The sequence below is a fragment of the Vibrio sp. 1S139 genome, from assembly GCF_041439475.1.
Taxonomy (GTDB): Bacteria; Pseudomonadota; Gammaproteobacteria; order Enterobacterales; family Vibrionaceae; genus Vibrio; species Vibrio crassostreae_C.
The window spans coordinates 15639-34151 of sequence record NZ_JBGOOD010000043.1 but is presented as its reverse complement, the minus strand read 5'-3'; the positions used below and the strand labels follow the sequence as shown (position 1 = coordinate 34151).

The 18513-nt window shown below is 43.7% G+C and carries 13 protein-coding genes, 5 tRNA genes and 1 pseudogene; 14 read left to right on the top strand and 5 right to left on the bottom strand.

The features are described from left to right. The first annotated feature begins 278 nt into the window (after positions 1 to 278). The 11 genes from ACED46_RS14890 (at position 279) to ACED46_RS14840 (ending at position 9838) form a co-directional block, all read left to right on the top strand. Positions 279 to 355 (top strand) — tRNA-Arg (locus ACED46_RS14890). A 48-nt stretch (positions 356 to 403) separates the two neighbouring features. Beyond that, a tRNA-His gene (locus ACED46_RS14885) sits at positions 404 to 479 on the top strand. A gap of 77 nt (positions 480 to 556) precedes the next feature. Further along, positions 557 to 633, top strand: a tRNA-Pro gene (locus ACED46_RS14880). A 44-nt stretch (positions 634 to 677) separates the two neighbouring features. After that, positions 678 to 753 (top strand) — tRNA-His (locus tag ACED46_RS14875). A gap of 55 nt (positions 754 to 808) precedes the next feature. Continuing rightward, positions 809 to 885 (top strand) — tRNA-Pro (locus ACED46_RS14870). Between the two features lie 890 nt (positions 886 to 1775). After that, on the top strand, positions 1776 to 3503 hold the full coding sequence (locus tag ACED46_RS14865; protein WP_017060132.1) for an ABC transporter ATP-binding protein: 1728 nt from the start codon (positions 1776 to 1778) through the stop codon (positions 3501 to 3503). A gap of 94 nt (positions 3504 to 3597) precedes the next feature. Beyond that, positions 3598 to 5151 carry an ABC transporter substrate-binding protein gene (locus ACED46_RS14860; RefSeq protein ID WP_017060133.1) on the top strand — a complete coding sequence of 518 codons (1554 nt, stop codon included), beginning with the start codon at positions 3598 to 3600 and terminating at the stop codon, positions 5149 to 5151. A gap of 178 nt (positions 5152 to 5329) precedes the next feature. Further along, positions 5330 to 6307 (top strand): ABC transporter permease, encoded by a 978-nt coding sequence (locus ACED46_RS14855; RefSeq protein ID WP_017060134.1) that lies wholly within the window; start codon positions 5330 to 5332, stop codon positions 6305 to 6307. 2 nt (positions 6308 to 6309) lie between these two features. After that, on the top strand, positions 6310 to 7248 hold the full coding sequence (locus ACED46_RS14850; protein ID WP_017060135.1) for an ABC transporter permease: 939 nt from the start codon (positions 6310 to 6312) through the stop codon (positions 7246 to 7248). A gap of 187 nt (positions 7249 to 7435) precedes the next feature. Further along, positions 7436 to 8398 (top strand): SPOR domain-containing protein, encoded by a 963-nt coding sequence (locus ACED46_RS14845; protein WP_029235875.1) that lies wholly within the window; start codon positions 7436 to 7438, stop codon positions 8396 to 8398. 198 nt (positions 8399 to 8596) lie between these two features. Continuing rightward, positions 8597 to 9838, top strand: coding sequence for an NADH:ubiquinone reductase (Na(+)-transporting) subunit B (locus tag ACED46_RS14840; RefSeq protein ID WP_371721780.1), 1242 nt, complete (start codon positions 8597 to 8599; stop codon positions 9836 to 9838). Between the two features lie 92 nt (positions 9839 to 9930). Here ACED46_RS14840 and ACED46_RS14835 read toward each other — a convergent pair whose 3' ends face one another. After that, the gene (locus ACED46_RS14835) at positions 9931 to 10182 is read right to left on the bottom strand and encodes a DUF6482 family protein (RefSeq protein WP_102332574.1); all 252 of its coding nucleotides are present in this window, start codon (positions 10180 to 10182) and stop codon (positions 9931 to 9933) included. A gap of 435 nt (positions 10183 to 10617) precedes the next feature. Between ACED46_RS14835 and ACED46_RS14830 the strand changes: the two genes are divergently transcribed. The 3 genes from ACED46_RS14830 to ACED46_RS14820 are packed head-to-tail and all read left to right on the top strand — an operon-like array spanning position 10618 to position 12833. Next, positions 10618 to 11403, top strand: coding sequence for a TIGR04255 family protein (locus ACED46_RS14830; RefSeq protein WP_017821124.1), 786 nt, complete (start codon positions 10618 to 10620; stop codon positions 11401 to 11403). Next, the gene (locus ACED46_RS14825) at positions 11394 to 11987 is read left to right on the top strand and encodes a helix-turn-helix transcriptional regulator (protein ID WP_017821123.1); all 594 of its coding nucleotides are present in this window, start codon (positions 11394 to 11396) and stop codon (positions 11985 to 11987) included. Before ACED46_RS14830 ends, ACED46_RS14825 begins: the two co-directional genes overlap by 10 nt. Before the next feature lie 9 nt (positions 11988 to 11996). Further along, positions 11997 to 12833, top strand: coding sequence for a hypothetical protein (locus tag ACED46_RS14820; RefSeq protein ID WP_371721779.1), 837 nt, complete (start codon positions 11997 to 11999; stop codon positions 12831 to 12833). A 75-nt stretch (positions 12834 to 12908) separates the two neighbouring features. Here ACED46_RS14820 and ACED46_RS14815 read toward each other — a convergent pair whose 3' ends face one another. From ACED46_RS14815 to ACED46_RS14800, 4 genes and pseudogenes are all read right to left on the bottom strand, one after another. Further along, a complete protein-coding gene (locus ACED46_RS14815; protein ID WP_283514045.1) occupies positions 12909 to 13367 on the bottom strand; it encodes a hypothetical protein in 459 nt (152 codons plus the stop codon). Next, complete coding sequence (locus tag ACED46_RS14810; protein WP_371721778.1) at positions 13364 to 15409, bottom strand: hypothetical protein; 2046 nt, start codon at positions 15407 to 15409, stop codon at positions 13364 to 13366. The genes ACED46_RS14815 and ACED46_RS14810 overlap by 4 nt, the downstream gene beginning before the upstream one ends. Further along, positions 15409 to 17153 (bottom strand): annotated as a pseudogene (locus tag ACED46_RS14805) (hypothetical protein). The gene ACED46_RS14810 and the pseudogene ACED46_RS14805 overlap by 1 nt, the downstream one beginning before the upstream one ends. Then, positions 17146 to 18471: a tyrosine-type recombinase/integrase gene (locus ACED46_RS14800; protein WP_371721777.1), complete on the bottom strand. Its 1326-nt coding sequence runs from the start codon at positions 18469 to 18471 to the stop codon at positions 17146 to 17148. The pseudogene ACED46_RS14805 and the gene ACED46_RS14800 overlap by 8 nt, the downstream one beginning before the upstream one ends. Positions 18472 to 18513 lie beyond the last annotated feature (42 nt).

Sequence of the window (18513 nt, the reverse complement as noted above, 5' to 3'; positions counted from 1 at the left end):
AAGGTAAGTACATGCTTACCAATTTATAGTGTTGGAAGGGTGTTTTGGCTTTAACCAGCAAAGAGCAACTGTTAAACCAATGTAAATAATGGGTGATTATATCCCGATAAGTTGTTGCAATAAACAACAACTTATAAGCTGTGGCGGGTTGTAGTACTCAAATAAGGGGTTTATCACATATTAACTGTCGAAAAAGAGACCAAACAGAAAAAAAAGTTAAAAAAGTACTAGACGGCATTGGGTGATATACGTATTATTCCACTCCGCCGACAGGGCATGCGCCTGTAGCTCAGCTGGATAGAGCGTTGGCCTCCGGAGCCAAAGGCCGAAGGTTCGAATCCTTTCAGGCGCGCCATCCGGTCTCTTACTTCGGTAAGTGAGAAATTGGCAAAAAGAAATAATGGTGGCTATAGCTCAGTTGGTAGAGCCCTGGATTGTGATTCCGGTGGTCGCGAGTTCGAATCTCGTTAGCCACCCCATTCTTTCTTTACAAAATATCGGTAGCTTCGGCTTCCAGTGTTGATTCATTATTCCCAAGAGTCGATACAAAACTAGTCGGTGAATAGCGCAGCTTGGTAGCGCATCTGGTTTGGGACCAGAGGGTCGGGGGTTCGAATCCCTCTTCACCGACCACTATTTCAATAATCGCTTTTAAGCGGTTATATAAAAAATTAGTGGTGGCTATAGCTCAGTTGGTAGAGCCCTGGATTGTGATTCCGGTGGTCGCGAGTTCGAATCTCGTTAGCCACCCCATTAATTTTGGTAGCTTCTTTGAAGTTCCCAGTTTGAGAAATCAAACGAAACGTCTCGGTGAATAGCGCAGCTTGGTAGCGCATCTGGTTTGGGACCAGAGGGTCGGGGGTTCGAATCCCTCTTCACCGACCACCTTAAGAAGCCCTAGTCGAAAGACTAGGGCTTTTTTACATCTGAAACTTAGATAACTTGAACAGAGTGGGGTTCGCCTGATGTTCAAAGAATGTCTCTTCACTGATCACTTAAGAAGCCTCAACTAGCCGTCCGCGTCAGAAATGACGGGGCTTCTTACATCTATCTCCCCTTCTTATATAAGACAGATTCCTAACGATCTGCTTGATAATGGTGCTGCTACAGAGTTGCTTTCTTTATCAAATGTACAGTTCTATATCTAATTTTATATAAATGGAGTGCTCAATAATTCGACATATTAATGGGTTTGGTCTAAAGACTTTTATGAAAAGTGAAACCTGACCCTAAATTTGCTCACTAAGGCCTGAATTTGACAGCTTTGTACGCATTTGGTCGTTCAAAAACTCCTCTGATTTATTAGGCCTTTCGTTTGTCTGTTTTGTATTTACCAAAATAATACAGATGGTTAAATGTATGGCTAATTAACGTTTATCTGGTTGTTTTATTTGTTTAAATTAACAAAATTAGCGTTTGTTTCTATAGTGTTAATTGTTTTTTGGAATAATTATTTGTTTTTAGTGACTGGTAGTGAGATCTGCTTTGAAGCACGGCTTTAACTCTACAAGTAAGTAGTGGTAAGGAGTTTGTGAGTATTTCTTGCCGATAATATAATGTTGATTTTTCTTACTATATGCTCTTTTGGTGAATAGTTATGTGGCACTTTTGCTTGCTAAGCGTTTAATATCGACTTTTTATCCTATTTTTGTTGCTTTTCTGTGAATTATTTGCCAAATTGTCAACCGTATAAAATATCAGAACAATATTCTGGTAAGAATGGATTCAATTTTGCAGACAGGGCAGAAAGCTGCCAAAGCAGTAGAGGTCTGGTAATGTCACTTTTAGAAGTAAAAAATCTTCGTATCGAATACCCATCTCGTCATGGAGTTCACGCCGCAGTTAAATCACTTTCGTTCAACATTGAACGTGGTGAGATTGTTGGTGTTGTAGGCGAGTCTGGTGCAGGTAAATCAACAGTAGGTAATGCTGTGATCGATTTGCTGAGCCCTCCTGGCCGCATTGCTAGCGGCGAGGTATTTCTGGATGGCGAAAAAGTCTCTGGTTTATCTCCTGAACAGATGCGTTCTGTTCGCGGCTCAAAGATTGGTTTTATCTTCCAAGACCCAATGACTTCTCTTAACCCTCTATTCACAGTAGAACAGCAGTTAAAAGAGACGATTCATGCCAACATGAAGGTTTCGGATCAAGAAGCCTACCAGCGCTCATTAGACTTGATGAACCAAGTGGGTATCCCACAACCAGAAAACCGTTTAAAGCAGTACCCTCACCAATTCTCTGGCGGTATGCGTCAGCGTGTGGTTATCGCGATCGCATTGGCAGGTGAACCTGACCTAATCATCGCAGATGAACCAACAACAGCACTGGATGTTTCTATCCAAGACCAGATCTTGGGTTTGATTCGCGACCTATGTATTAAGAAGAACGTAGGTTGCATGTTGGTCACGCACGACATGGGCGTGGTATCTAACGTTACCGACCGCGTAGCCGTTATGTATCGTGGTGACTTAGTTGAGTTTGGCCCAACAGCGAAAGTTCTGGGTACTCCTGAGCACCCATATACACACAGTCTTATCTCTGCGGTTCCTCGTTCGGATCGCAAACTCGATCGTTTCCCTCTTGTTAGCTACATCGAAGAAGCACAAGAGATGGAACCATTGGATGTGAAGAACCACTGGTTAGGTCAAAGCCAAGATCACCGTGATTACACTGGCCCTCTGTTGAACGTTGAGAACGTAAACTTACGCTTTACTACCAAAGATTCTTTCTTTGAGAGCCGTCGTGAGTACGTTCAAGCATCAAACAACGTGAGCTTTGAAGTGCATGAAGGTGAGACGTTTGGTTTAGTAGGTGAATCAGGTTCAGGTAAATCAACGATTGCTCGTGTGATTGCTGGCTTGTACGCACCAAACTCAGGCAAGGTAACGTTTGAAGGCGTTGATCTTACTGGTCTGAAATCTGAAAAAGAACGTCGCCCTATGCGTCGTCAAATGCAGATGGTTTTCCAAAACCCTTACACATCAATGAACCCTCGAATGAAGATATTCGACATCATTGCTGAACCTATCCGATTCCATAAGCTTACTCGCAACGAAAATGAAACTCGTCAGATCGTGAACGACCTGCTAGAGCACGTGGGTTTAGGCAAAATGGCTGGGGTGAAGTACCCACACGAATTCTCAGGTGGTCAACGTCAGCGTATTTCTATCGCTCGCGCTTTGGCGACTCGCCCACGTCTTTTGATTTGTGATGAACCAACATCGGCACTGGACGTGTCGGTACAGGCTCAGATTCTTAACCTACTAAAAGACTTACAAGACGAGCTAAACCTAACCATGCTGTTCATCAGTCACGATCTACCGGTTATTCGCCAAATGTGTGACCGTGTTGGTGTGATGCAGATGGGGACATTATTGGAGGTTGCGCCAACGGAGCAGCTGTTCCAATCACCTCAGCATGAATACAGCAAACAACTGATTTCTTTAATGCCTGAATTTACAGGCTTAAGAGAAGAAAAAGCAGTGGCACAAGCCGCGGTATAAAAATCAGCAGGCTGGAGTTTAGCTTGCTAACAACAATAAACAGACGCAAATACAACAACTAGGGATCTGGATTCCCGCATGAAGGAGTTATGCAATGAAAACCATGAAAAGCAAATTAGCAGTAGCTTTAATGGCAGCTGGCCTAAGCTTTAGTGCAGCAGCAGCAGATATTACCGTTGGCTACGCAGCTGACCCAGTATCACTTGACCCGCACGAGCAGCTGTCTGGTGGCACACTGCAAATGTCTCACATGGTGTTTGACCCTCTAGTACGTTTCACTCAAGAGATGGATTTTGAAGGCCGCCTAGCATCTAGCTGGGAGCGTGTTGATGAAACGACTTTCCGCTTCAACCTACGTAAAGGTGTGAAATTCCACTCTGGTAACGAACTGACTGCTGATGATGTTGTGTGGACTTTTGAACGTCTACAAGCTTCTCCAGACTTTAAGTCTATCTTCACGCCATACGAAAAAATGGTAAAAGTGGATGACTACACAGTTGAGCTAGTATCAAAAGCGGCTTACCCACTAGTACTACAAACAGCAACTTACATCTTCCCAATGGACAGCAAGTTCTACTCTGGCCAAACAGCGGAAGGTAAAGACAAGTCTGAGCTAGTTAAGCACGGTAACTCGTTTGCTTCGACTAACGTTTCAGGTACTGGTCCATTTATCGTAACGCAGCGTGAGCAAGGCGTTAAAGTAACGTTCGAGCGTTTCAACGATTACTGGGACACAGAAACTGAAGGCAACGTAGACAAGCTAACACTTGTGCCAATCAAAGAAGACGCGACACGTGTTGCAGCACTTCTTTCTGGCGACGTTGATATGATTCACCCAGTAGCACCAAACGATCACAAGCGTGTTAAAAACGCTAAGAACATCGATCTAGTGACGCTACCTGGTACTCGTATCATCACGTTCCAAATGAACCAAAACAGCAACGAAGCACTTAAAGATGTTCGCGTTCGTCAGGCGATTGTTCACGCAATCAACAACGAAGGTATCGTTAAGAAGATCATGAAAGGCTTCGCAACAGCAGCTGGTCAGCAAAGCCCAACAGGCTACGCGGGTCACAACGAAGACCTAGTTCCTCGTTACGATCTGAAAAAAGCGAAAGAGCTGATGAAAGAAGCGGGCTACGAAGATGGCTTTACGCTAACTATGATGGCTCCAAACAACCGTTACGTGAACGATGCGAAAGTAGCGCAAGCGTCTGCGGCAATGCTGTCTAAGATTGGTATCAAAGTTGATCTTAAAACTATGCCTAAAGCACAGTACTGGCCTGAGTTTGACCTATGTTCAGCAGACATGATGATGATCGGCTGGCACTCAGATACAGAAGATTCAGCTAACTTCAACGAGTTCCTAACTATGACTCGTAACGAAGAGACTGGCCGTGGTCAATACAACTGTTCTGGCTACTCAAACCCAGAAATGGATGCGATCGTAGAAGCTTCTAACACTGAAACTGACCCAGTTAAGCGTGCTGAAATGCTGAAAGGCGTTGAAGCAACACTTTACAACGACGCAGCATTCGTACCGCTACACTGGCAAAGTGAAGCGTGGGGCGCGAAGTCTAACGTAGGTGCAGCAGACGTAGTAAACCCAATGGTTATGCCTTACTTCGGCGACCTAGTTGTAAAATAATCTAGCTTGCTAGAATCGAGAGCCTGAAGCTTTTCAGGCTCTCAAATTATTAAGATATAGATTTAAGTTTCGGTATTTGGTCTTCCTTCAGTCTGGCTAAATACCTTTTTTAAGACTGAATTTTGTTATCTAGTCGCGGATTTCGACTAGATAGTCATGGATAGATAAGGGGCAAGGAATGGTTACGTTTCTGGTCAAGCGCCTGTTTCAGGCACTGATAGTGATGTTTGTGATCAGTTTGGTGGCGTTTGCCATTCAGGATAACCTGGGCGACCCGTTGCGTGAGTTAGTCGGTCAATCTGTTTCAGAATCGGAGCGTCAAGCGCTGCGTGATGAACTCGGCTTAAATGATCCCTTCATTACAAAATACACTCGCTTTGTGGGCGCAGCTCTACAAGGTGATCTTGGTACTTCATATTTCTTTAAACGCCCAGCTGTGGACGTAATCTTAGATAAACTAGTCGCAACGCTTGAGCTTGTGTTCGGCGCTTCTCTGATCATTGTTTGTCTGTCGATTCCACTTGGCGTTTATTCTGCAATACACCCAAAAAGCTTCTTCACTAAACTGGTGATGGCGGGCAGTAGTATCGGCATTTCTGTGCCTGTTTTCTTAACCGCAATCATGTTGATGTATGTATTCTCTATTGAGTTAGGTTGGCTGCCGTCGTTTGGACGTGGTGAGACCGCAAACTGGTTTGGCTGGGAGTCTGGTTTCTTAACGCTCGATGGCCTTGCACACTTAGTGCTGCCGAGTATTGCTCTAGCATCTATCATGCTGCCTCTGTTCATTCGTCTAGTACGCTCTGAAATGCTAGAGGTTCTTAGCTCTGAATATATCAAGTTTGGTAAAGCAAAAGGCCTAGCGCTGAACAAGATTTACTACCAACACGCTTTGAAAAACACAATGCTGCCAGTACTAACGGTAGGCGGTGTTCAAATCGGTACTATGGTGGCTTACACCATTCTTACTGAAACTGTATTCCAGTGGCCGGGTACCGGCTTCCTATTCCTTGAAGCGATTAACCGAGTGGATACACCACTGATTACCGCATACGTTATCTTCGTTGGCCTGATCTTCGTAGTAACTAACACCATTGTTGACCTGCTATACGGCATCATTAACCCAACAGTGAACATCACAGGGAAAGGAGCATAATCATGGAACAAACAACAACAGCTCCATCTCGTTGGGAGCGATTCAAGCAGTCAGACATTCTGTACTACTTCTTACGTGACAAAGTGGCAATGGTGAGCTTCGCTATCTTTGCAGCTTTCCTTGTTATGGCATTAGCGGCACCTATTCTAGCGCCAACAGACCCGTATGACGTGACGTCTATCGACATCATGGATTCTGAGTTGCCACCATCTTGGATGGAAGACGGCGAAGAACGCTTCCTACTGGGTACTGATGAGCAGGGTCGTGACATCTTATCTACGATGCTTTACGGCTCGCGTCTGTCATTGACGATCGGTTTCCTAGCGGTAGGTCTTCAGCTGACTCTCGGTATCATCATTGGCTTGTCTGCAGGTTACTTCGGTGGTCGTATTGATAGCTTCCTGATGCGTTTTGCCGATGTTCAGCTTTCGTTCTCAACCATGATGGTTGCGATCATTGTCTCGGCCATCTTCAAGGCGAGTTTCGGTAGTGACTTCTACGCGCAATATGCGGTTGTTATGCTGGTGGTGATCATCGGTATTGCTGAATGGCCGCAGTATGCTCGTACGATTCGTGCATCGGTATTGGCAGAGAAGAAGAAAGAGTACGTAGAAGCGGCACGTGTGATGGGCTTTAGAGCGCCTCGCATCATGTTCCGCCATATTCTGCCTAACTGTTTATCACCGATTTTGGTTATCTCTACGGTACAGGTGGCAAATGCCATCATGTCAGAAGCGGCACTTTCTTTCCTCGGTTTAGGTCTTCCGGTAGACCAACCGTCACTCGGTGCCCTGATCAGTACTGGTTTTAACTACATTTTCTCAGGAGCATGGTGGATCACAGCATTCCCAGGTGTGCTTTTGGTAACATTGGTTCTCGTTATTAACCTATTAGGCGACTGGTTACGTGACGTGTTTAACCCGAAAATTTATAAAGGGTGATAGCCCGGTTTGATTTTTAGTAAAAAAAGTCACTAAATTAAGAGCCGTAAGCAATTACGGCTCTTTTTTTGCTTAATGGATCTGGAACTTAGTGTTATTGACAGTGTCAATAATAGTTAAAATGGAATTCATGTTTTATCGACATAGATTCGGTAATAATTAGCCCGCAAGGGTTTAAGTGGTGGTTATGAAATTGACAATGAATGCTGTATGTCGTGCTGTGACGAGAAATTATCGTATGGGACTTATCGCTGCATCTCTTTTGGTATCGAGCCAAGTGAATGCAGAGTCGGTTCTATGTGATGCAACTCAGGCAAGCACCAACCAATTACCACAGCTAGAGCAATCATGTCCGATCGGTAAGGGCGTGTGGGGCAGTAAAGCACCAAAACGTCATTCAGATAACGAACTGTTTTGGGTTCAATGTGGCCTGCTGAACAAGCCTTTGTCACTGAGCCGAGCAAAGCCTCTGTATGAGAAGATCTCGACCAACGTTTGGATGAAGCCGGAAGGCGGAGACTACCGTTGCTTAATCGGACCTTATTCTACCTTCTCTGATGCGAGAAAAGACCTAGCTCAGGTGCGTAAGGTTTCTGGTTACGGTGAAGCCTTTATTCGTATGGTCGATAAGTCGAAAACCTCATCACAGCCTATTGTGGCAAAACCAGCAGAGCCAAAAGCGGTGACGCACAAGGCTCCTGCAAAAGTAGAAGCTAAGCCTGCACCGAAACCTGTGGCTACTAAGCAAGTGGCGGCGGTAGCGAGCGCTGCAGCAATTCAGACGCTACCAAGCGGTAACGCGAGTTCAGACAATGATCTAGAGATCGAGATTCGCGTGAAAGCAGACATTGCGGGTAGCCAATATGCTATTCCTTACCTTCTAGATCATCAACAACAGTTCTACATGGAGCAAGGTAAGCCTTGGAGCCGCCTAGATTACGATAGCGCTGAATTGGTGTGTAATCAGGTCAACATGAAGCTGATGAGTGAGAAGCAATGGCAAAGCATCTTGAGCTCAAAGGTTATGGAAAAACAGAACTGGCCAATGCATCTCCCTTATTGGGGCGCAGATAAGAAAGGTCTGTTTACCAACGGTAACGTCAACCAGTTGAAAGGTTCTTCATTGCTTAATGTGATGTGCGTTAAGTAACGACGACCGTTACCAAACCAAATAAGCCTCAGCCATTGCTGGGGCTTTGTTGTTTATACGCCTCTCTTTTTCAACATCGGTTCGACTTTTAGACACTCGTTCTTCAAGACGAATTTGATTAAAAATCGTTAAAAATTGTTCAAATAGCGCGGCTGATGCGTAGAAAACCATAACTCAAGTAATAAGGTGATTGAGATTATGAGTTTAAAGAAACGATTAGAAGACGTGGCTCCACGCTTTGAAGCCGGAGGGAAGTACGAAAAGCTCTACCCAGTGTATGAAGCTTTCGCGACAATATTCTATACACCCGGAAACGTAAACCGCGGTATAACCCATGTTCGTGACAGCATTGACCTAAAGCGCATCATGATTCTGGTATGGCTGGCGACTTTCCCGGCAATGTTCTGGGGGATGTATAACGTCGGACACCAAAGCGTCCTCGCATTAACCTCCAGCTATCAACTTAACGAACTTGCCTCGGTTATTGAAAGCAGCTGGCGTCTGTCGTGGGCATTTGGTGATGCGCAGTCATTGGTGGCAAGTGGCTGGGAAAGTCAGATGTTGCTTGGTGCACTCTATTTCCTACCCGTTTATACCACGGTGTTTGTGGTAGGTGGCTTCTGGGAGGTTTTATTTGCCGTTGTACGAAAACATGAGGTGAATGAAGGTTTCTTTGTTAGCTCGGTACTATTCGCACTCATTCTTCCGCCAACCATCCCGCTTTGGCAAGCCGCTTTAGGTATCACCTTTGGTATCGTTGTCGCCAAAGAGCTGTTCGGTGGTACAGGACGAAACTTCTTGAACCCAGCCCTTGCAGGCCGCGCGTTTCTCTATTTCGCCTATCCAGCCAACATGTCGGGTGGGCTTGTGTGGGTTGCCGCTGACGGCTATTCAGGCGCGACACCGCTGAGTCAATGGTATGAAGGCGGCAGCACGTCACTCATCAATAACATGACTGGCGAGGCGATCACCTGGATGGATGCCTTTATCGGTAATATTCCAGGTTCGATGGGTGAGGTGTCGTCACTGCTGATCATGCTGACGGGGTTGATTTTGATTGTGATGAAGATAGCGTCTTGGCGCATTGTCGCCGGTGTGATTGTCGGCCTTGTCGTGACGTCGAGTTTACTGAACTGGATAGGGTCGGATACTAACTCGATGTTTTCGATGCCGTTTTACTGGCACTTTGTGTTGGGTGGTGTTGCCTTTGGTACCTTCTTCATGGCAACAGACCCTGTATCTGCCGCGTTTACCAATCAGAGTAAATGGGCCTATGGGATTTTGATCGGCGTGATGACGGTCGGTATTCGAGTGCTTAATCCAGCCTACCCAGAGGGCATTATGCTGGCTATCTTGTTCGCCAACCTGTTCGCTCCGCTATTCGACTTTGTAGTGAAAGAGCAGAACATTAAACGAAGACTTAAACGGACATCGCGCTAATCTAGGTGATTAAAAGTGAAAGTGACTCCCATAAGAAAGGCTTGCATTGATGCAAGCCTTTCAATTTTTATCGAGATTGATTTGAGGTTGATTTAACTCCACTTCAAATCAATCTCGAAAGGCTGTGTGCTACCACAATGCTCACCGCACATCTCGTCGTAGGCGCTGTTATGAACCAGCATTGCTGATGCTACGCCTTGGTCACTAAAATGATCGCGTGCTTGGTTTACACTCAAAAACTTCATAGGATGCTGGTGGTCATCTTTAATTAATTGCTTTTGCTCGCCAACGATTTGGTAAGCCAAGTAAATCCCGCCTTCAAATGATTCGATTAGTAGATTCATCACAAACTCCATTGCTGATCTAGATAGGTGGATATTTGTGTTACGTCGAATCGAGAACCAAGGTTCAAAGTGGGCATAAAAAAAGCAGGCACAAGGCCTGCTTCTAAAGAGAGCTCAACTAAGACGTTGATTATCTCATCGTAGCAAACTACCAACACGGGTTGTTTCTGAAATAAATCTGGAAAGGTGCATAGGAAGAGGCTTTTGAGCCTTTTCCAGAAAAATTGGCTATTGGAACGATTTTTCCAAAAATCCGAACTCAACCTTACCATTATTCCAGAGTAAATCGTCTTACTTTCCGCCTTTTGTTTTCAATAGGTACTTTTATAAGGTTGGTGGAACTATGATCAGAATCTAATGTCAGATGAAAATACGAGCAATGTGTAATTTACTGTGTAATAATTAATTTAAAGAGTCCCAGAAAGGCGTATCAACATGTCAGATTATAAGAAGTTGAACAATCATCCGTTAGAACTTGTTCTCGTAGAGGTGAGATACTCACCAATTCTAAATGTGAAGAAATACATCCCAGAACTACACGATCAACTTCGTGGAGATTTTCCGAACTTCAACACTGTAGTTGATAAAGCGGTGAACTTTAATAATGACCAAGTAGATTTTTCAAACATAGAAAGATGGCTATTTACATCCAAAGATGGTCAACGAGTTGTTGACATTGATCAGAATAGAGTCGTTTATGCAACGACTAAATACGATCGGTTTGATGGGTTTCAGGAAGATGTTCAGCAGATAGTTGAGGTCTTGAAAAATATTGTTAACCCGTCGATTTACACTAGGGTGGGTCTACGTTATTGCGATAACATTACATCGTTAGATGGGGGGGATGCTGGATTATCAGAGTTAGTCGTTCCTCAGTTGTTGTTTGATGATACATTTAGCAATATCGGTCAAAAAGGCTTTAAGCGTCAAGAATACTTAATTGCAACAGGGACAACACATCTTGTAATAAGAACCGTTCAGACAGTTACGCCTAATGTCCTGCCTGAAGATCTCGTTTCAATAGGCTTAAAAGTCAAAGCAGATGAAACCGCTAAACTGAGGCTTCTTTTAGACTTTGACCACTTCTGGCAAGATTCAAATAACCCGAAAGACTTTGAAGTTGATAATATTCTAGAAACGTTGTCTGGTTTACATGAGGCTTCGAGAGAAGCATTTTGGAATGCGACGACTCCGTACGCAAGGAATGAAATATGGTTGTAGCAGATCACGCATACGCTGATTATGACGTAAGTAAAATCAAAAATTTAGCGGTTTCTGGTCAGCATGCCGTTCAATCAGCAGCACATAGTACGTACCAGAGCCCTAACGCTACGGAGATTTTTGATCTTATTAATTATCGTTCAGGGCAGCATAAGTATTGGACCCATACTAAGACAGATTTCCACGACGTTCTTGTTGAAGTTAGTACGACAGACGTTTTGACAGTGTCGCCTCAACAGAATCTATTAGTCAAACGATTGAACGAGTTAAAAAGTAGCCTTGGATTAGCAGATGAAGAATTAGCGAGTATATTAAAAACAACTCGTAAAACACTTCATAATTGGCAGCAGGGCAATACCAAACCAAACAAAACAAAATTGTTACGGTTGGTGGATCAGCATAATCTTTTGAGCAAGTGGTTAAGCAACGGATATCCAGATATCGCCACATTGGATATTGAAGAAAAGAACCAAATCTTGCATAAGTTGCAACAAGATGAAGTTGATACTGATGACGTCTTGTACTTCGGTTCTGGTTTAATGTTGACTAGTGACTTTGACGTGATCGACGATCCCTTTGCGTAGGTAGGTGATATGAACTTTGGAAGTACTTTAGAGACCAAAGGTTGGTTGCAAGGCTGCATTATTCCAAAGGAGCAAGCTGTTGTTTTATTGGGACATGAAAATACTACGTGCATAGATGTCAATAAGGCTTGGCTAGTAGACGATAACTTTGTGCTTGTCGTTGCCTCTCAGTCTTGTGATATAGCGAGGGATGAGGTTCCTTCGGTACAGTTGCTTGTTGCGAGGGTTATTGAAGTTAGAGACCCTCAAAAAAGTTACAACGCCCATCCTAGAATTCTTGATACTCACGTAACTCAAGTTCGTGAAGATGGACTGCAAGAGCTTTCACTCAGAGTTAGCATATTGGAGAAAGTCTTTACTCCAAAAGAAAACCTGATTGATATTGACTATCTTGATGGTATCTCTTGGGGTATTCAAGAAGAGAGAAGTTATAGGAACTGGTTGGGAGAACATTATGATAGGCCCGCGTTGCCAACGTCGTTTAATGATCTTTTAAAGCGTTCTGAGAGCAAGCTAAAGAAAGCTGCGAAGCAGTCCAATGATCACCTGTATGGGATTTACATTCGCCTCAACCCAAATCGTGAGCTTTTAGAAGGTGAACGCTATGACGTACAATTATTAGGTGCACTGACTAATGATGGTGATGCTAAAACAGCTCAGGATAGAATAGAGCGTTACAAGGATATCCTTAAAGGGGCAGGTATTAATGTCACCCATGCTCTCGTTAAAGAAAAAAAACAGATTAGCATGGCTACATTGGAGGGGATGACTAGATTCCATTTGGACTATTTGTCTTATCGGAACGATACCGAGGAATTTCCTGCCGAAGTAAGCCCCGGAATCTAGATACAAGCACCACGTGCAACCATTTCTCACGCAGGTTGTGGCCCACACATTGAAGGTGGGCTACATTTGTTAAAGTTACTTGATTGGTACTACTTTACTTCGTTTCAGCTTAGCAAGCTCCTCTCGAAGCTCCGCATTTTCATATTCAAGATCATCTATACGAGCTAATGCTTGAATCAGCTTATCGTTTAGATGGTGCTGTGCTGCCGCAAACAGAGCTAACTTCTCTCGCTCTGCCTCATACTTGGCCTTGTAGTTATCCTTGATGCGCTTTTGCTCTTTGAGCTTGGTGCGCACAGTCAGGATCTCTGGTTGGACTATTTCACCTTTGCCTGTCGCAATTTCACCTTTGGTCTGTTTAACTTTTTCCACGAAATCAGGATAGTAGTAACCGCTGCCATTGCCTAAATTTGCCTCTTCCTCGACAGCTCTTACACTGAGCTTGCGATGAGTAGGGATGCGCTTGGGCTTGCCTTGTTTTATACGTTCTAGGGCAGCCTCTAATGCTAATCGTGTATTTTCGCTCTTGCTCATAAGTTAGCTACCTCCAAATCAGGTTCAAAAGGGGTAAAGGACATATCAAAGTCAGCCATGACTTTCTCTGCGGCTCTTACTTGAGTGACATAGTGGCTATGTTCACTTACCGAAATTTCTTCGCCAGATTCCATGTAAGCAACTAGACTGCGGTGCTTTTTCTGCCACCACTTAGCCTGCTGCTCGTCAATGATGCTACTTCCAGAGCCACAATCAACACAGAACTGGGGAGTGACCACACCGTCCATATCGCAGTCATAACCAGATTTGCAATAGCTGTGCATTGAACCATGCAGTGTCAATTTGCCATCCTTTACTGCTTTATAGATAACGTCCCATGAGCTATAAATGGTCGGCACATCCCCTCGCATTTTCATGATTGCTTTGCCATGAGTCCCTGATAGCGTTTCATCAGAGTGCCACTGTCTAAAGATTTTATTCGCGGTGGTTTCTGCATTGATTTCATCGAGTGCCTTTTGCACTTTCTCGTCCACTTTCAGGTCCCGTAGGCTCGCAAGTTTGCCACCATTGGTGTACCACTCGGTCATCGAGAGGTAGAGGTGCTTAAATTGTTGTTTGAGCGCAACCAAAGTACCTAGACGGTTTTTGATGCAGTAAAAAGCCAAGGTACGCCTAAACTGATGGGGTGTCATGTGCCATGGTTTTCCAACAATTACATCTTTTTTTACACGACTTGGTGAGCGAGGATTCGACTCAAGGCATTCAACGAAATCCTCTTCGGTTACAATGAAATTAAACTGATTACAAAAACGCTGTAGTCGGTGATTCCAGCCTGTAATCAATGTTGGGGGCTTGGAGCGGTATGCTTTATTTACCCAAATGGAGTCTTTGTATTTTTTATCTGGGTAAGTGGTTTCTTTGCGCCATTCTTCAGTTAATGTGGTCATTAACTCTATTGCAGTTTTGGAAGATGAGGCTGTGATCCATGTTTCTCGCTTATGACCTAACTTAAAAGTGTGAGATTGCAGCATGTGGAAATCACGCCCTTCAAAGGTATCCTTGTAATAACTTTCAGGCGTTAATTTGTCGATTTCGGAATCTCGCATACCGCTAAAACCTCCACAAACGATATAGCAAGCATTAGTTAGTTGACCCAAGTAGCGTTTAAAGTCCATTCCATTTTTTAGTCTAATACTTGGTATTTTTGGGGCTAATGGCGCGATAAGGTCTTTAATTTTATGTGGTTGGAATTCTTGAACTGCTGAAATGTATTTTCGACTGTCAATGCTACCGTCCTCACCTATGAAGGAGTAACGGTTTCCTTGTTTTATTTTTTCTTCAAGATTGCGCACCCCCTCGATATAGTTATGTTGTAGAGACTTCTCAATATCCAAAATTAATTGTCTATATGGGTGAGCATCATTGACCAGTTCTATAGCTTTTCCATAAATGGCATCACATAGACGTTCAGGTATTACAAGAGTTTGCTGTGCTTCATTGAAACTTATCCGTCTTGCTTCAGTTTTTGATTTTATTGGATTAATGCCAAGCTCAAGTTTGTGCCATGACTCATCATTTATGGCGGCATTTATTGCCACAAAAGTTGACTCGATGGTTCCTTGGGCATAGTTACTTTCTTGTAAAAAGCGTTCAAACTCACTCCATACCATAGATAAAGAAAGGCATTTTAATGACTTATGATTGTTCCTTTGTAAGAATCTATAAACCACTTTTATATTGTCAAATCGAGTTCGTACACTTGGAAATTTGATTGCTTTTTTCTGCTTTGGGCTTTTATTAAATAGCCAGCCATAACTTAGCAGTTTTAGTTCCTGTTGTAGCTCAGGGATATTTTCAAATTCTTCTGTGCTTAGGTTGTTCCTGCTCTTTTTTCGCGAGAAAGGTAGGCAATCCCAATTGTTCTGGCCAAAGGTAGCGGTAACGTCACCCTCTTGATTCTTGCAGATGACGACAGCATTAAGTTCTTCTAACCTTCTCTCATGGTAGAGAGTGACTATATCAACATCCTCGACTTTATGTTGCTGTGGGAAGTTGGGTAAGTATAGGTTTGAGGTATCCATTACTCGTCCTCGCTTTTTGATTTTGGAATTAGCCCTAAAACAGAATCGGTATCATCCCAAGCGGGATGAAAACCATCATCAGTTAACTTGGTTTCTGCTTGGCTCAAAATGAGTTTATTGATGTTTGGCAGTATTTTTTTCTCGATAAAATCCACGATATCTTCAAAGTTTTTCGGTAGTGGCTTGCATCTAAGTGAAGGTATAATGACTCTTCAATGCAAGCTTTGAATGATAGCAGACACCATATGTCAGAGACGGATTGGACTATGACTTGATCTGGACAACCAAAGCATCCTAAAAGGTCTGCACAGGCTAATTGCTCGCCTTCTTTGGCAAGCCCCTGTGATTGGGCTTTCTTGGTGTACCTTTTTGATTTTTCGCCAAACGGTGCAGTACAACTCCCGCCATTAGGAGTACGGCTTAAATCAGGAAGATTAATCTTGTTTTCTTCTTCGATGACCAGCACATCGATACTTAGATTTTCCTGCGCTTGCTGAGTGCTTACCTTGCTCTTAATCTGCTCTTCACGAATAGACATCGTATCTTGCATCATGCCGTTATTGGCCAGCTTATTTCCCTCGCTATAGTGACGCCTACGGGTGCTGGGCGTGTTGTTAAGCATGAGGTCATTAACCATTTCCCCCTGATGGTAAGCGGTTAGCTGGGATCCAGTTTCACGAAATCGGCTGATAGTAGGGCGTAAACGTCTTCCAGTTTGGTCTGTGAAGGTAAAATGCTTTTCTACCCATTTTTGTAAAAAGCCCTGTAGGGTTCTGCTGTGAAGTGATTGAGCCTTTTGAGATGCAATAGTTTGAAGTAGAGTGGAATTTTCATCTGTGCTAATTATTCGAGATGCGTTGAGTAACTTGTCGAAAAAAGTCATTGCGTATTTGGGTATTTCCAACTCATGATCGCCGATTTCAACCTGAATGGTTTTAAATGCTCGACGCTTAAAGGCGGGCATGGTGTACCATGTATCCCCCGTTGATATTGATGCATTGGCAGGCTGCTGTAGCTTAAATAAGTCAGTAGTATTGGCATAAGTGTAATAAGCCAGCAAGTATGTGGCGGCACACATCATCTTGGATATACCACCACAAAGTTGATATTTTTCACCTTGCCATTCAAAAATCATGGTTGGTGAACGCTTATGTGCGTGAATGTGCTTGTCAGGGTTTTCAATAAACTGTGAATAGGTTTGATTGAAAAGGCGCCTTAGGAAAGGGAGTAGTTGGTTTAAATCGTTACGTGTATAGGACTGAAATGATTCTCTATCACTATTATCCATGATGACCACGTTATTAAAGTATTGGTGTGGTAAATCAAGGTATCGAGTAAATAGTGAGACCATAGTCGCTCGCTTACCTTTATATGAAGACCTTTTAAGTTCGCCTAGCATGACGCGGTTTTCTAAGTGTGCCATATAAATTTCTAATGAACGTTGAGTAAAGGCTGTTCGGCTTTCTTTATCGCACCACCTAAGGTATTTAGAAGACTCAATAAAAATACCATACAGCGATTCATGACTACTTCCTTCATCACTTTTTTCATTAAATCTGTTTCTTAACTGAAAAACGAATGTTTCACGATCTGCATCTTCGAACTGGTTGCCCTGTTGTAGCTTTTTTGTGGGTGGGAAGCCTTTGAATAAAAAGCGGTTAAAGTCAGCTAAAAGTTTGGTTCTTATATCAAGCTGAATACAAAGATCAGGTCTCCAACCCGATAGATAGGTTGGCTTAGTCATCGTCACCTCCCAGCGCGTCGTGCATGATGGAATCGAGGATGCCAAACTTAACTTTGAACGCCTCTTTGCGTTTTAGAAAGCGTAAATACTTCCAAGTCGTACTTTCATCTTTATGCCCCATCCAGCCCATCAGAAGCTCCATACAGTCGGCAACGGGCAATTTAGCCTCTAGCAAGTCACTGATGCGATAGGTGCCATAGGTGGCGCGTAAATCATGGAAGCGATGGGAAAATGATGGCTCTGCCTGTTTTATTTCTGCCCTGAACTCAATCCATCGAGCTTCAATGGATTTACCCGTAGCAGGGTTGCCTTGTTGGCTAACAAAAAGTGGTTCGTGACGATCACAACGCTCTAGTATTTCAATGGTCTTCTGAGTGAAGCTGACAGCATCGCTGTGTAATTGTTCTATTTTCTCGTTAAGCCTAGTAACACGCTTAAGGCGGCGTTCTGAAATTCGATACTCATTCAACGATTGGATCAAATCCGATGAAATCTCGACAGTCCGAGTTTTTAAGAACTTGGTTTGTACGCCAGTAGAGCGGGGGCATAACAGAATTTCAAAGCGATGCTCGCTCTCAGCAAGCGGGGTTGCAGTGTCTAGCGCATCTAGAGTTAGGGTTGCCACTTCTTCAACCCGCATTCCTGTATCAATTGCAAGCAAGGCTTGTAGGCGCAACTCTTCAGATGTTTGTGGAAGGTGTTGAGTTAAAATACCAAGAGCATCACGGCTTAATGGGGATAGTGGCCTGATGTTTTTACTATCTGCATCCCTCGGAACCTTTATGCGTAAATCACTGGTCTCAACAATGAAAGTTGGGGATATGTGGGCAAGCATCCCACTGTTCTGAACAGAGACAAACTCCATTTTGAATGGGGCTTCCTTCTCATTCTTTACGCGTAGGTAACCATCATGCAGTAGCCACTTATAGTAATTGACGATTTGGTTCATACGAACACTGGCAGTGCTGTGTGCAAGCTCGCCTTGCTTTATTTGCTTGAGCAGGTGAGAGCGGTACAGGTAAGTTGGTTTGAGCCGTTTGACTGGCGGGAATTTATCCCAGCGTAGTCCCTTGTCCTCAAGAAATTGGTAATAGGCACGCAGTGCCTGTGCGCAGGGAGATAGGTCTTCTGCCTTCTTTACTGCCTTGAGATAAAACAGGTAGCTGTTGGCTTCGTGATTGAATACACCATCTTGCGAAAAGAGGGTTGGCAGCGAACCGATATTGTCATTGGAGGGGAGGCAATGGAATGTACCATTATCCAGTTTTTGTAGCTCAGTCTCTTTGAAAACATCGTTGGAGTGTACAAGGTATGTCATAAATCATCCTGAAAAATATCACCGTCCATGTATACAGTATGG

Coding starts and splice junctions, on each gene's coding strand:
- ACED46_RS14865 (WP_017060132.1), top strand. CDS start 1,776: ATGTCACTTTTAGAAGTAAAAAATCTTCGTATCGAATACCCATCTCGT.
- ACED46_RS14860 (WP_017060133.1), top strand. CDS start 3,598: ATGAAAACCATGAAAAGCAAATTAGCAGTAGCTTTAATGGCAGCTGGC.
- ACED46_RS14855 (WP_017060134.1), top strand. CDS start 5,330: ATGGTTACGTTTCTGGTCAAGCGCCTGTTTCAGGCACTGATAGTGATG.
- ACED46_RS14850 (WP_017060135.1), top strand. CDS start 6,310: ATGGAACAAACAACAACAGCTCCATCTCGTTGGGAGCGATTCAAGCAG.
- ACED46_RS14845 (WP_029235875.1), top strand. CDS start 7,436: ATGAAATTGACAATGAATGCTGTATGTCGTGCTGTGACGAGAAATTAT.
- ACED46_RS14840 (WP_371721780.1), top strand. CDS start 8,597: ATGAGTTTAAAGAAACGATTAGAAGACGTGGCTCCACGCTTTGAAGCC.
- ACED46_RS14835 (WP_102332574.1), bottom strand. CDS start 10,182: ATGAATCTACTAATCGAATCATTTGAAGGCGGGATTTACTTGGCTTAC.
- ACED46_RS14830 (WP_017821124.1), top strand. CDS start 10,618: ATGTCAGATTATAAGAAGTTGAACAATCATCCGTTAGAACTTGTTCTC.
- ACED46_RS14825 (WP_017821123.1), top strand. CDS start 11,394: ATGGTTGTAGCAGATCACGCATACGCTGATTATGACGTAAGTAAAATC.
- ACED46_RS14820 (WP_371721779.1), top strand. CDS start 11,997: ATGAACTTTGGAAGTACTTTAGAGACCAAAGGTTGGTTGCAAGGCTGC.
- ACED46_RS14815 (WP_283514045.1), bottom strand. CDS start 13,367: ATGAGCAAGAGCGAAAATACACGATTAGCATTAGAGGCTGCCCTAGAA.
- ACED46_RS14810 (WP_371721778.1), bottom strand. CDS start 15,409: ATGGATACCTCAAACCTATACTTACCCAACTTCCCACAGCAACATAAA.
- ACED46_RS14800 (WP_371721777.1), bottom strand. CDS start 18,471: ATGACATACCTTGTACACTCCAACGATGTTTTCAAAGAGACTGAGCTA.